We start from the raw sequence: 13,070 nt of genomic DNA, 5'->3' as shown, positions 1-13,070 counted from the left end.
GCATTTTATGCAAATCGAAAAAGCCTTCATGAAGATGGACCAATCCGTTCCTTGTTCATGAAGGCTTTTTTGGCTTACATTTTGACCAAATGGAGGAAGCTTGATAAAATTAGTTATTCGCATAATGGATGCAGGATGGGCGAATGGGTTTCGTTTTATATTACTGAATAGATCAGGTGATTGAATGAACGCAGCGAATAACTCGAACGAACTTTTAAATACGTGGATTTCCCTTACGAATATTCAAACGAACATCAATGATGAGCTGGAGCGTGTGTTAGAAGCTGAATACGGTTTGTCGTTGAAAGAATTTTTCGTGCTTTATTTTTTGATGCAGACCGATGAGAAAAAATTAAGGCTGCAGCAGCTGCAGGACCTGGTTGGCTTGAGCCAGAGTGCCATATCCCGGCTTGTCGGCCGGATGGAAGCCGAGAACTGCGGTGCCCTGAACCGGCATATTTGCGAGGATGACCGCAGAGGGATCTACACGTGCATTACCGGTCTGGGGCAAGAGAAATTCCGCAAAGCGCTTGTTACGTTTAACGAGATGCTGGAAACCTCTCTGCAACAAGGAGATCTCAAACAGCAGATCCAGTCGCTGATTCAAAAACTGTAAGCGAACGTCACGACAAAGAGCCAATCTCCTTTCCGGGTCCCGGGGGAGAATGGCTCTTTGTTTAAACACACTCCAAAATCACCATTGACATGAAACGCGTTCCAGCCGGTAAGATCAAATTGTAGTTTGAAATGAAAGCACAAATTTCGAGCAGATCGTTCATGTTCGGGTGAAATTGGATATGTTCATCCGGGTTGTACCCCTTAAAATAAAAACTTGAGCTATTTAAGAAAACGTTTTATATTTGGAACAGATTCGAGGTGAGTTCTTATGAAGGTTGTAAATCCGCTTTCGGCCAACATTGTGCAATTGCTGGAACATTACGAAAGCAACGGTCACTTGAACATGCAGGCTTCATTGATGGGGGACCGCTCAGCGCTGTACGAATTGGAAAATTACAGTCTGAAAGTATATACCGCTCGAGGGAAGTTAGACGGAGAGATGGAATGTGATGCCATGTTATCCATGCAGAATCTTCGCCATGTCCCTAAAATGTATGCTTATGCCCCAGGCAAGTTCGTGCTCACGGAGCGCGTGCATGGTCTTAATTTAAAAGATTATTACAGTGTGCATGGGAGTGTGCCGCAGCATTTGCTGTACGATATGCTGCAGACGGAGTATGAGCAAATTCAGGCCGGGTATCATGATTGGGAAGTGATCCAGTATGAGCAGCTGCACTGGACGGCCACCGGAGAAGTAAAGCGCGTTGACTTTTGGTTGTGCGAACCGATGGGCAGTATACAGTCGCAAACCGTACAAGCTTTTATGAACAAAGTGGAGAGAATCCATGCGGGCGATCCTACCGATTTGGAAACGATCATGTATTACTTCAAAAGACATGGCCTGAGCGAGGCTGACATTCAATGCGTGTTTGAACAATTCAGAATGCGGCATTCGGAGCCTTTTCAGCCGCAAAGAACATTGAACGGTTAAACGATGAAGTCGCAGAACATGCGACTTTTTTAGTGTGCACAAAAAAGCCCTTATCCTCCGGAAGGGGATAAGAACCATGCCGCCGCCTTTGTTTGGCCTTATGAATAGCTCCATAACTATTTTTGGCACATTGGTAGACTATCAGACGGTCGTAACAGGCATTTCCAGTGGAATCATGGCAGGGCTTTATGTACATCCGTTAAGGTGTAGTTCTTCAAAATCGTATGCAGGATGCCCCACAAAATGGGGCATCCTGCATACCAAGCTAGATAAAATTAGTAGTATCTTCTTTTTTTACAAGGAACGATTTCAATCTTCACGTGAGAGTGCTTTTTCTTTGCGATCGGAACAAATTTGACTTTAGTAACGACGGTTTTGGTGATTTTTTTGACAAAGCATTTCGGCTTATGGCCGTGATGGTGATGATGATGAGAATAATATTTTTTCTTCACTGTGAATCCCCCCTAACTTGTTGATAGTGCAATATATGGGGATCTCCTTGGATTGTTAAGTGCTATTGTCCCTGGCATGTAGAAATGAGTAGATTGCCGGGGGTGGAAAATGGAATTAAATGTTTACTGGATACGAAATGTATCTTATAATATCTTTGCGATACATAATGTATTGCCAAGATTGCATCATGAGCATTGAATCTTTCAAAGAAGGAGGTGGCTAAGATGGAAGCGAAAAAAGAAATGTGGCAAGCTCCCGTATTGGAAGTACTGGACGTTGCTCAAACGTTGGCTGGTGCAGGCTACAGACAAATCGACTGGGTTACGGAGCATGATGCGGACATTTATGATCCACTGTCCTAATCCTTTTCCACAAGCCATATGGGTTCAGGTATTCCGTGCTGAGCTGTACTTATGAACATAATCTCTCTCTCAAGGTCGCCCATGGGCGACTTTTTTTCATTGGTTGGCGAAAAAAAGAACCAACCTCTCCATAGGGAGCAGATTGGTTCCACTGCAAATTATGATTCCGTTTCTTTGATGGCCGATGCATGGATGGCACCTTCCATTCCGCTGTTATACGCGCGGAACAAGCCGAGTCGCCAGAATGCTGCCCCTTTTAGGTCGTATCGCTTGGCAAGCCCCAGCTTGTCATCGACGGAATCAGGTTTCTCGCTGCCCAGACTGATGCCTAGCAGCAGCTTCTGTTTAGGTACGCCAGCTTCCAGCGCAAGTTTGATCGCTTGCTCCACAAGGGAGTTCGGCTCGGGTACCTGCGCTTTGGTGCCGACGGGATTATACTGATACGCCATGATGATCAGATCGTCGGCAACCGAAGCGAGCGTTTTGTAGTCGTAGCCTTTGTAAGCCCCGTTCAAGGGAGGCACGGCGATCGACAGGGAGATGTCGGAAGCGACGGCATTCTTCAACTCTTTGACGTATTGGTTAAACAACTTTTGCTGTTCAACGGCATCCAGTTTGAAGCCGAGGCCTTCGAAATCCAGCACGATTCCTCCAAATCCGTTCTCCTTGACGGCAGCAGCAATTCCATCGATCGATTTTTGACGCATGCTGCTATCGCTCAGCATCCGGGTTAACTCCCCGCTGCCATCCAACGCATAAACCATCAGGTACGGGCGAACCCCCTGATTGGCCGCATCTTGAACAAGGGACTGCGGCGTTACTTCTCCGGCAGCGGCAGGCATGCGGTATTCATCGCCCTCCAGCGTGAATTGGCCATCGCGGTCGATGCGGCTCCAGCCGTAGGCGACCGAATTCATGGAGGACACCAAATCCCTTTCCTGGAAGGACTGCACGGCATAGAAAGCTCTAAGGTGCATTTCCTTTTGCGGAGATACGAGAGAAACGGTACGTGTCGATTGGTTCCAACTTACGCCAACGCCGAATTGGGCGCTGAATGAACTAAGCGGAATCAGCACGCGTCCTTCTCTCTGGATTGGAGCAGCTGCCAGTTTAACCTGTTTACCGTTCACCGTGGCTGTCGTACTGCCAACGTGAAGCAGAACTTCAACGGTTTCACCTTTTACGCTGCCTGCAGCCTGAACGGTTTGGGTTTTGCCGTTCCAGGCAATTTCGATGCCTAAAGCTTGGCCCACCGTGCGGAACGGAACATACGTAACGCCTTTCTCGATCCGGGGAGCGGCATCGAATTGCAGGCCAACGTCATCAAGCAAGACCGAAATGCCGGGAACTGCCTGTACATGGCTGACACCCGGAGCAGCCCCGAACAGGGATAATGCAACAATCGCAGCAAGGGCATTTCTTCCGACACGATGTGCGAACATAACTGATTACCTCCAATGCATGTACGAAGATCGTATTCATAACTACGAATCTAGCATGGTATAGTATAGCAAAATTTTCATAGAGTTCCAATTTTCAAAGGGTAGGTAAAGAAGATTCGTTTACATAAAATGGTGGGTGTTGGAGATACTGTGGTCAAAATCTCCTGAGTGGAGTGATACCTATTTATGCGTGAAGCAGGCACCAAATTGAACACATCCGAGGCCGTTATCGTCGTTTTAAACAGTGTGCTCGGTGCGGGCATTTTGACGCTTCCCCGTACCATCAGCAAGGCGGTAGGGACCCCGGATGTATGGATCTCCGTGCTGATGTCAGGGCTGTTAGTTACAGCGATCGGCCTAATGATGGTGGCATTGTGCCGGCGGTTTCCTGGAAAAACGGTGTTTGAATTCCTTCCGCAACTTACGGGGCAATGGGGAGCATATGTCTTGGGGATGTTAATCGTTTCCTATTTTGTTGTGTTGTGTTCGTTTGAAATCAGGGTTATGGCGGAAATTACAAGCATGTACCTGCTAAAAGGCACCCCAAGCTGGGTTTCCATCATGGTAATCATGTGGATCGGACTATATATGATGAATGGCGGACTGAAGGTGATGATACGGGTTTTCGAAATCATGCTGCCGATCACGCTGGCGCTGTTTCTGCTGGTATTCCTTTTGAGCGGGCGGTTATTTGATCTCAACAACCTGCGGCCGGTGCTGGGCGAAGGGTTCATGCCTGTGTTGAAAGGCATCAAACCTTCATTTCTGTCCTATTCGGGTTACGAGGTAGTGTTAATAACAACGGCTTTTATGGCCAACGCCAAAGCAGGAAGCCGAGCGGTCATTTACAGCGTACTGGTGACGACTCTCATATATCTGGTTACGATTGTGATGGTCATTGGCAATTTGTCTTTGGAGGGGGTTCACACGAGAACGTGGCCGACATTAGACATGGTTAGAAGCTTTGAAATCGGAGGATTTTTTTTCGAACGTTTCGAGTCCTTTTTCCTCGTTTTTTGGTTGACGCAAATTTTTGCCACATATGTTTTTAAGCACTATTTTGCGTCGATCGGATTGCGGGAATTATTTCGGCTCAAAAACGTGCAGGTTATACAGTATGCGCTGCTTCCGGTTCTGTACGTGCTATCCTATTTGCCACGGAATTTGGATGAAACCTTGTCTTTGGGAGACAAACTGGGTGATATATCCATATTTTTGTTCGGATTGATGCCCTTGATGCTCCTGATCCTCAGCTTTGCGAGAAAAGGGGCGGCAGGCAGGTTATAGAAACTCTCGCAATGCAGAAAAAATGTTGACCCGGTTCGAGAAAGAGCGATTACAACCAAGAAATCGAATGCAGCCTCATTGGATCATAAGCAACATTGAATTGAAAAAACATCGCCGGAGGTGAAGGAAGTGAATCCATCCCCATCGCAAATCAGCACAACGGATACGATTGTGGTTTTGATCAATGCCATGCTCGGCGCGGCCATTTTTATGGTTCCCCGATCAACGGTCCTGGCTGGCGGAACTCCGGATGTTTGGATTTCCATCATATTGTCAGGAGCCGTCGTTGTGGGCATGGGGTACATTATGGTTGGACTGTGCAGGAAATATCCGGGGAAAACACTGTTCGAATTCATGCCGGAGATTACGGGCAAATGGATCGCGATCCCGATCGGGTTCTGCATGATCGTATATTTTCTCGTAAGGGCTGCTTACGAGATCCGAATTATGGCCGAGGTGACGGGCATGTATTTGCTCGAGGGGACGCCCCTATGGGCCATAATGATGATTTTTATGTGGATCGGGATGTATATGCTGCTTGGGGGGTTAAAGGTCATCGTACGTGTGCTGGGGATTATTCTGCCGATTACGCTGGTGCTGTTTGTGCTAGAGGTCCTGCTCAGCATTCAGCTGTTCCATCTGAATTATTTAAGACCATTGCTTGGAGAGGGCATTTTGCCTGTCGTGAAGGGAGTCAAGCCAGGCTTGCTGTCTTTTATCGGATTTGAGGTGTTGTTCATTTTGTCAGCAAACATGAAAAAGCCGAACGAAGGACGCAAGGCCGTTTTGTGGAGCACCGGAATAACGACGGCGTTTTATCTGATCACTGTGGTGATGGTTATCGGCAGTCTTTCCATCGATGGGATATGGAATCGGACCTGGCCCACACTGGATCTGATCCGCAGTTTTGAAATTGAGGGACTTGTTTTTGAGCACTTCGAGTCCTTTTTGCTCATCATTTGGATCATGCAAATTTATGCAACGTTTGCGATTTCGCATTATGCTGCTTCGATCGGAGTGAGCGTGGTATTTCGAATCAAACATGTGCAGGCATCATCTATACGTTGTTACCCTTCGTTTATCTTGTTGCGATGATTCCTAAAAATGTGGAAGAAACCATTGAATTAGGAAACAAGCTGGACAACGTCTTTCTGGTTTTGTTCGGGATTGTTCCGATATTACTGTTGTCGGTAAGCCTGATTCGAAAAAAACGGGCGAAGGGGGACAAGGCAGGTGCAGGGAATGTTCAAACAGAAGGAGAGACGCCATGAGCATAAAAGAGCGCTTGGTCTTAATTCGGAGTACGTTCATAAGCCGAAATGAATGAGGGACTGCGCCGAGGTGAGAAGTGAAGCCGGTTGACTGGAGTAACCATCAACGGCTTCAAACTACCCATATAAGCATTCCGTGTTGGACAGCATGAATTTTCGCTTGACAGCAGAAAACAGATCCTTTAAATTGAATGCATGCGCATGCTTTTTGTAATCAATGGAGGTGCGCCACAAACGTGTACATCGGAAGCGAGGATGTGAGGGAAATGTTTTGGTTCATGATGATCTCCGTGTTGACCGGATTGGTTGTTCTTATTCACCGATTATGGCCTGCCCCATATCTTACGCAAATCCATTATCGGAGCTTGATCAATCAGAAGGAGAGCTTGCACCATTTCAAAATTGTCGATATCCGGGACGCTTCTGAGTATGAACACCAACCGACTCCGGATTCCATCAATATTTCATTGGGCCGCCTTCCGTATGTATGGCATAAACACCTGTTGAGAGAAGAACGCATTTTTATTTTGTCCAACGAAATGTACAGGGCCAAAAAGGCCGCGCGGATCTTGCGCAAAAAGGGGTTTCAATCCTTGTACGTTGTAGAAATGGATCGTAAGCCGGTTGTGTCAACGCCAAAATAGAATGGATGTGTACGCATTGAGAACAACAGACGAACGTTTGGACACCTGGTTTTCATTGACGCATATCCAATCCGAGATCAATGAACAACTGGAACAGGTGCTTCAACAGAAATACGGTTTGTCTTTAAAAGAATTTTATGTGCTGTATTTTATTTCGCAAACCGATGATAAAGAGCTCCGCTTGCAACAGCTGCAAGAGAAGATCGGTTTGAGCCAAAGCGCAACATCCCGGCTTGTAGCACGGATGGAGGCCGAAACCTGCGGCGCGTTGGAAAGACATATGTGCGAGAATGACCGCAGAGGGATCTACACTGGCATAACCGAACGGGGCGAAATGAAACTGCGCGGCGCGCTTGAAACGTTTGGCGAAGTATTGCAGGAAAAGCTGCTGAACAAGGGGTTGAAAACGGTAATGGAATCGTTGGTTGCCGAGCTCGGTTGAGGCGAAGAAGGAGATAGTGGATCGTAAAGCGTGTTCCTTCCTGGTACGGAATGAATGAGAAGAAATGTCTCATCCCCATTCACATGCGTGTACATGCATGTTTTATATAGATAACATATACAGGAGAGGAGATTGGATATGAAAGATCTATTTAGTTCGTATACATTGAAAGGGCTGGATTTGAAAAACCGGATCGTGATGCCTCCCATGTGCCAATATTCTGTTGAAAACAAAGATGGCATTGCTACGGATTGGCACTATTTGCACTATGTAAGCCGTGCTGTGGGCGGTACCGGGTTCATTATTATTGAAATGACCGATGTGGAACCCGATGGCCGCATTTCCGATTTCGATCTTGGGCTGTGGTCGGACGATCAGATCCCGGCGTTGAAACGAATCGTGGATGCTTGCCACAGTTACGGCGCCAAAGTCGGCATTCAGATTGCCCATGCGGGACGCAAAGCCGAAGATGCCGAGGTTCCCGTGGCGCCTTCTGCGATCGCGTTTGACGAAAATTACAAACAACCGCGCGCACTGACGACGGCCGAAGTGAAGGACATGGTCGAAAAATTCCGCAGTGCGGCGGCCAGAGCGGTGAAAGCCGGATTCGATGCCATTGAAATCCACGGTGCCCACGGCTACCTGATTCATCAATTCCATTCTCCGCTGACCAATAAACGCGACGACGAGTACGGTCAGGACCTTACCCTGTTCGGCCGCGAAGTCATTCAGGCTGTTAAAGGCGAAATGCCTGAAGACATGCCGCTGATCATGCGGATTTCCGCCAAAGAGTACGTTGAAGGCGGATATGGCATTGAGGAAAGCATCGCTTTTGCTAAAGCTTACCAGGAAGCCGGCATCGACATGTTTGACGTTTCCTCCGGCGGCGAAGGCCCGATTGCGGCTTTTGGCAGACCCGGCACGCATGCGGGCTATCAGGTGCCGCTCGCCCGTGACATCAAGCAAGCGCTCGATGTTCCCGTCATCGCCGTCGGCAGATTGGATGACGCAAAGCTGGCCAATGCGGTGATCGGCAATGAAGACGCGGACCTGGTAGCCGTAGGCAGAGGGATGCTGAGAAACCCGCATTGGGCACTTGAAGCGGCATCGAATCTGAGAAAAGAAACTTCGATTCCGAAGCAATACTCGGCAGGATTCTAAACGATCGTTGCGAATAAACTAACCAAACATTCCAAAATATCCGAGGAGGGTTAACATGCCTTATTCCAATTCCGTGCAATCTCTTTTTGAGCCTATTACTTTAGGAAATCTGGTCCTGCCCAATCGCACCGTCATGGCGCCGATGACCCGCGGCATGTCGCCGAACGGGGTTCCCGGCCCGGACGTTGCCGGCTATTACCGCCGCAGAGCCGAGAATGGCGTCGGTCTGATCGTGACGGAAGGCACGGTGGTGGATCATGCAGATGCATCCGACCAGCAAAACGTTCCCCATTTCTATGGAGAAGAGGCTCTCAAAGGCTGGGCCCACGTGGTGTCCGAAGTGCATGCGGCCGGCGGCAAAATCATGCCGCAGATTTGGCACATGGGCGTAAAAGGCCAAGTCAATGATTATTCCGAATCGGACATTGCGGGCATCGTGTCGGCATTTGCCCAAGCTGCTGCCGAGGCCAAACGCATCGGTTTTGACGGCATTGAAATCCACGGCGCGCATGGGTACCTGATTGACCAGTTTTTCTGGGAGAAAACGAATCAGCGCACAGACCGTTACGGCGGAAGCATGCTTGCGCGCACTCGTTTTGCGGAAGAAGTGGTTCGTGCATGCCGGAAGGCGGTAGGTCCGGATTTCCCGATCATCTTGCGCATTTCGCAATGGAAGAGCTCGGATTATACAGCCAAACTGGCAAAAACGCCGGAGGAGCTGGAGCATTTCGTGGCACCGCTGCTTGAAGCGGGCGTAGACCTTTTCCACTGCTCGACTCGGCGCTTCTGGGAGCCTGAATTCGAAGGTTCTGATTTGAATTTTGCCGGTTGGGTGAAAAAAATAACGGGCAAGCCAACCATCACTGTCGGTTCTGTAGGCCTCGACGACGACTTCATGGCACTGTTCACCCGTGGAGAGGGTGCAGGCAACGCAGGCATCGAAGGTTTGGCGCAGAAGCTCGCCAACGGAGAGTTCGATTTGGTAGCGATCGGCAGAGCGCTTCTGGTCGACCCGGCTTGGGTCAGCAAAATCCGGGACGGCCGCACGGAGGAATGGATTCCATTCACCCCCGAAGCACTGCAAACTTTATCTTAATCCATATCAGGCAGGGACGAAAGCTGGCCAACGCCAGCTTTCGTGGTATCCCCGGGATCACGCGCGGCAGGCATGGAGCAGGGATTATTCATCGTCGACGCCGGCAGCTGGAAGCGGAAGCAAGGCTTCGTAAAAAAGGGGTTGCAAACGCTTATACTTATGGTATACTGAGTTTACATAACAGGATTGTGACCGGTAAGGCGGGCAATGCCTAAATTGATTAGAGTACCATCAGCGCATGGTATTGTAATTAATTTAGGCATTTTTTGTTGATACTGTTCCTGTGGGGAGGTGTAACCGAGATGATGTTTGTTGAGAAGGTGCTAAATAACAATGTATTGTTAACCAAAAACCATAAAGGCAAAGAAGTCATCGTTATGGGAAGAGGCATTTCTTTTAACAAGGCTGCCGGAGACCGGGTTGAGGATGAAAAAATCGATAAAATTTTTGTGCTGAACGAAAATGAATTCACAGCCAAGTTGATGGAGCTCTTGAATGACATTCCCGTTACTCATCTGGAAGTGGTCAATGAGATCGTTACCCGTGCCAATGAAGTGTTAGGCACCACGCTGAGCGACAATATTTATTTGACCCTGACCGACCACATCCATTTTGCGATCCAGCGACACGAGAATGGCGTGCAGCTGAAAAATGCGATGCTGTTCGAAATCAAAAGCTTTTACAAGAAAGAATTCGAGATTGGCCTGGAGTCGCTCCAATACATCGAGAACTCCCTGGGGGTGAAGCTTGGCGAGGATGAAGCAGGATTTATCGCACTACATATCGTGAATGCGCGCATGGACAGCAGTGAAATGAAGCTGACGATGAAAATGACGGAAATGGTTCATTCCATTCTGAACATCGTGACCTATCATTACAACACGATTATGGACGAGTCTTCCGTAAATTATTCCAGATTTTTAAGACACTTGCAGTATTTCTCGATGCGTGTTCTTCGAAATGAAGTACAGCAGACAGGCGAAGACTTTTTGTATAACCAAGTGAAGAAGACGTATGCCAATGCCTTTGAATGCACGCGCAAAATCAATGACTTTCTGGAAAAAACGTATCAGCAATCATTAAGCAAGGATGAATACGTATATTTGACCATTCATATTCATCGGGTCACGGAACGCAATCATCTGGAAACAACCGAATAACAAACCATCCGGCTGAGGGGTGTAACTGGTAATGCAGGCAAAACCTAAACTGATGGTGAAATGAGCAGCGATTCCGCAAGCTGTTATTTCACCACGAGTTTAGGTTTTTCTTGCTTGTGGCGGTAGGATGCTGTGATTGGGCATACTACCAGGCATACCTGGACCATAAACCTAAGCCGATCATCCACGTAAAAAGAGGAGAGCTGTATATGAACGACAAAGAGTTATCTTCCAAAATTCTTGAGCTTGTCGGCGGCGAATCGAATGTCAATTCGGTCTTCCATTGTGCGACAAGATTAAGATTTCAATTGAAAGACCGGGACAAGGCCGATAAAGAAGCGCTGCAAAAAACGCCGGGCATCATTACCGTCGTAGAGAGCAGCGGCCAGTTTCAGGTTGTTGTCGGCAACAACGTTGGGCCGGTTTACGAGAAAATGATCGAAGGTACAAGCATCGGAAACGCGGATGCATCCAAGAAGGATGAGTCCTCCGAGAAGAGCACGATTCTGGGCAAAGCCGTCGATATCATTTCAAGCATCTTTTCGCCTACGCTTGGCGCGCTTGCCGGGGCCGGGCTGCTGAAAGGACTGGTTGCGCTCTTCCTGTTCCTGAAATGGCTTGATGCTTCGAGCGGAACGTATCTCGTGCTGAACGCGGCTTCGGACAGCGTGTTTTACTTCCTGCCGGTCTTCCTGGCCGTGACCGCATCGCGCAAATTCAAAACAAACATGTTTGTATCCGTGGCCATCGCCGGAGCGCTCGTCTATCCGGCCGTCATCGCCGCGGTCAGCGCGCCCGACAAATTAACGTTCCTCGGCATTCCGATGGTGCTGATGAATTATTCCTCCAGCGTCATTCCGATCATCCTTGCCGTCTGGGTACAGTCTTATGTCGAAAAATGGTTTAATTCGTTCGTGCATTCGTCCGTCAAAAACATTTTGGTGCCGATGCTCTCGCTGGTCATCGTCATTCCGCTGACGTTTCTGGTGTTTGGTCCAATCGGCTCCATGATCAGCAGCGGACTGGCTACCGGTTATGGCTGGATCTACAACCTGAGTCCGCTGCTTGCCGGTGCGGTAGCTGGCGCGTTCTGGCAAGTCTTCGTCATTTTCGGCGTACATTGGGGATTCGTGCCGGTCATTCTCAGCAACATCGCGGAAGTTGGTTACGACACGATGCTGCCAATGCTGACTGCGGCCATCCTGGCTCAAGCAGGGGCGGTATTCGGGGTATTCCTGAAAACCAAAGATACACAGCTTAAAGCGCTTGCCGGTTCTTCCGTGGTCGCATCCGTCTTCGGGATCACAGAGCCTGCCATTTACGGGGTTACGCTGAAGCTGAAAAAACCGTTCATTTATGCCTGCATCGCCGGGGCTGTGGGCGGCGCGATCATCGGCTCGGGCGGTGCGCAAGCGGTGGCCTTTGCTTTACCGGGATTGCTGGCGTTGCCAACGTATATCGGTACGGGTTTCCTGTCCGTGATCATCGGCTTGGTTGTGGCGTTTGTGCTGGCTTTGGTGATCGTTATGGTCCTTGGATTCAAAGATAGCGTTCAGGAGCAGGCTGCGCCGAAAGAAGAAGCGTCTGCATCCACGCCTGTGCAAGAAAGCACGGTACTGAAAAAAGAAATCATCGAAAGCCCGCTGCAAGGTGCGGTCAAACCGCTGGAGTCGCTGCCGGATGAAGCTTTTGCGTCCGGTGCGATGGGACAAGGAATCGTCATTGAACCGTCCGAAGGCCGATTGACTTCTCCGGTGAACGGAACGATCACAACCGTGTTCCCGACAGGGCATGCGATCGGGATAACTTCGGACGAGGGCGCCGAGCTTTTGATTCACGTCGGCGTGAACACGGTTCGCCTGAAAGGCAAACATTTTGAGAAACAAGTGCAGGAAGGCGACCGCGTTGAAAAGGGGCAATTGATCCTGCTGTTCGACATCGAACAGATCCAGGCAGCAGGTTACGTCACTTCGACGCCGGTCATTGTGACGAATTCCGCCAATTACCTGGACGTACTGAAAACGTCCGAATCGGAAGTGCGCCGTCAGGACTACCTGATGACCGTGGTCGTATAATAGAATAACTTGTGTCACGAAGCCTTCGATCGATGCGATCGAAGGCTTTTTTGCATGCACATTCAGCCACTCGTGTACGAACAATATGACAATAATGTAAGGCAGGCGTAAGGTTGATGCATAGGAGA

General features: G+C 48.9%; 12 protein-coding genes. 11 read left to right on the top strand and 1 reads right to left on the bottom strand.

Annotated elements, in window-relative coordinates:
• The first annotated feature begins 184 nt into the window (after positions 1 to 184).
• The 3 genes from RSX24_RS12505 (at position 185) to RSX24_RS12495 (ending at position 2,364) form a co-directional block, all read left to right on the top strand.
• On the top strand, positions 185 to 616 hold the full coding sequence (locus RSX24_RS12505) for a MarR family winged helix-turn-helix transcriptional regulator (protein ID WP_236416962.1): 432 nt from the start codon (positions 185 to 187) through the stop codon (positions 614 to 616).
• Between the two features lie 270 nt (positions 617 to 886).
• On the top strand, positions 887 to 1,549 hold the full coding sequence (locus RSX24_RS12500; RefSeq protein ID WP_343260786.1) for a hypothetical protein: 663 nt from the start codon (positions 887 to 889) through the stop codon (positions 1,547 to 1,549).
• A gap of 677 nt (positions 1,550 to 2,226) precedes the next feature.
• Positions 2,227 to 2,364, top strand: a complete 138-nt coding sequence (locus tag RSX24_RS12495; RefSeq protein ID WP_236416965.1) for a paeninodin family lasso peptide — start codon at positions 2,227 to 2,229, stop codon at positions 2,362 to 2,364.
• A gap of 158 nt (positions 2,365 to 2,522) precedes the next feature.
• Here the strand turns inward: RSX24_RS12495 and RSX24_RS12490 are convergent, their stop codons facing one another.
• On the bottom strand, positions 2,523 to 3,806 hold the full coding sequence (locus RSX24_RS12490) for a stalk domain-containing protein (protein WP_343260785.1): 1,284 nt from the start codon (positions 3,804 to 3,806) through the stop codon (positions 2,523 to 2,525).
• A gap of 186 nt (positions 3,807 to 3,992) precedes the next feature.
• Here RSX24_RS12490 and RSX24_RS12485 point away from each other — a divergent pair, with 186 nt between their 5' ends.
• From RSX24_RS12485 to RSX24_RS12450, 8 genes are all read left to right on the top strand, one after another.
• Positions 3,993 to 5,093, top strand: coding sequence for a GerAB/ArcD/ProY family transporter (locus RSX24_RS12485; protein ID WP_343260784.1), 1,101 nt, complete (start codon positions 3,993 to 3,995; stop codon positions 5,091 to 5,093).
• Between the two features lie 129 nt (positions 5,094 to 5,222).
• On the top strand, positions 5,223 to 6,188 hold the full coding sequence (locus RSX24_RS12480) for a GerAB/ArcD/ProY family transporter (RefSeq protein ID WP_343260783.1): 966 nt from the start codon (positions 5,223 to 5,225) through the stop codon (positions 6,186 to 6,188).
• A 412-nt stretch (positions 6,189 to 6,600) separates the two neighbouring features.
• Positions 6,601 to 7,008 (top strand): rhodanese-like domain-containing protein, encoded by a 408-nt coding sequence (locus RSX24_RS12475; RefSeq protein ID WP_343260782.1) that lies wholly within the window; start codon positions 6,601 to 6,603, stop codon positions 7,006 to 7,008.
• A 16-nt stretch (positions 7,009 to 7,024) separates the two neighbouring features.
• Positions 7,025 to 7,450: a MarR family winged helix-turn-helix transcriptional regulator gene (locus tag RSX24_RS12470; RefSeq protein WP_343260781.1), complete on the top strand. Its 426-nt coding sequence runs from the start codon at positions 7,025 to 7,027 to the stop codon at positions 7,448 to 7,450.
• A 138-nt stretch (positions 7,451 to 7,588) separates the two neighbouring features.
• Positions 7,589 to 8,611 carry an NADH:flavin oxidoreductase/NADH oxidase gene (locus RSX24_RS12465; protein WP_343260780.1) on the top strand — a complete coding sequence of 341 codons (1,023 nt, stop codon included), beginning with the start codon at positions 7,589 to 7,591 and terminating at the stop codon, positions 8,609 to 8,611.
• 55 nt (positions 8,612 to 8,666) lie between these two features.
• Positions 8,667 to 9,707, top strand: coding sequence for an NADH:flavin oxidoreductase (locus tag RSX24_RS12460; protein ID WP_343260779.1), 1,041 nt, complete (start codon positions 8,667 to 8,669; stop codon positions 9,705 to 9,707).
• 305 nt (positions 9,708 to 10,012) lie between these two features.
• Entirely contained in the window at positions 10,013 to 10,867 is an 855-nt protein-coding gene (licT, locus tag RSX24_RS12455) for a BglG family transcription antiterminator LicT (protein WP_236417051.1), read from the top strand.
• A 209-nt stretch (positions 10,868 to 11,076) separates the two neighbouring features.
• Positions 11,077 to 12,942 (top strand): beta-glucoside-specific PTS transporter subunit IIABC, encoded by a 1,866-nt coding sequence (locus tag RSX24_RS12450; RefSeq protein ID WP_343260778.1) that lies wholly within the window; start codon positions 11,077 to 11,079, stop codon positions 12,940 to 12,942.
• Positions 12,943 to 13,070: the final 128 nt, after the last annotated feature.

The organism is Paenibacillus hubeiensis, from assembly GCF_032334105.1.
In the GTDB taxonomy this organism is placed as follows: domain Bacteria; phylum Bacillota; class Bacilli; order Paenibacillales; family Paenibacillaceae; genus Paenibacillus; species Paenibacillus hubeiensis.
Note: the sequence above shows the minus strand (reverse complement) of the source record. Positions and strands in the feature narration are given on the sequence as shown.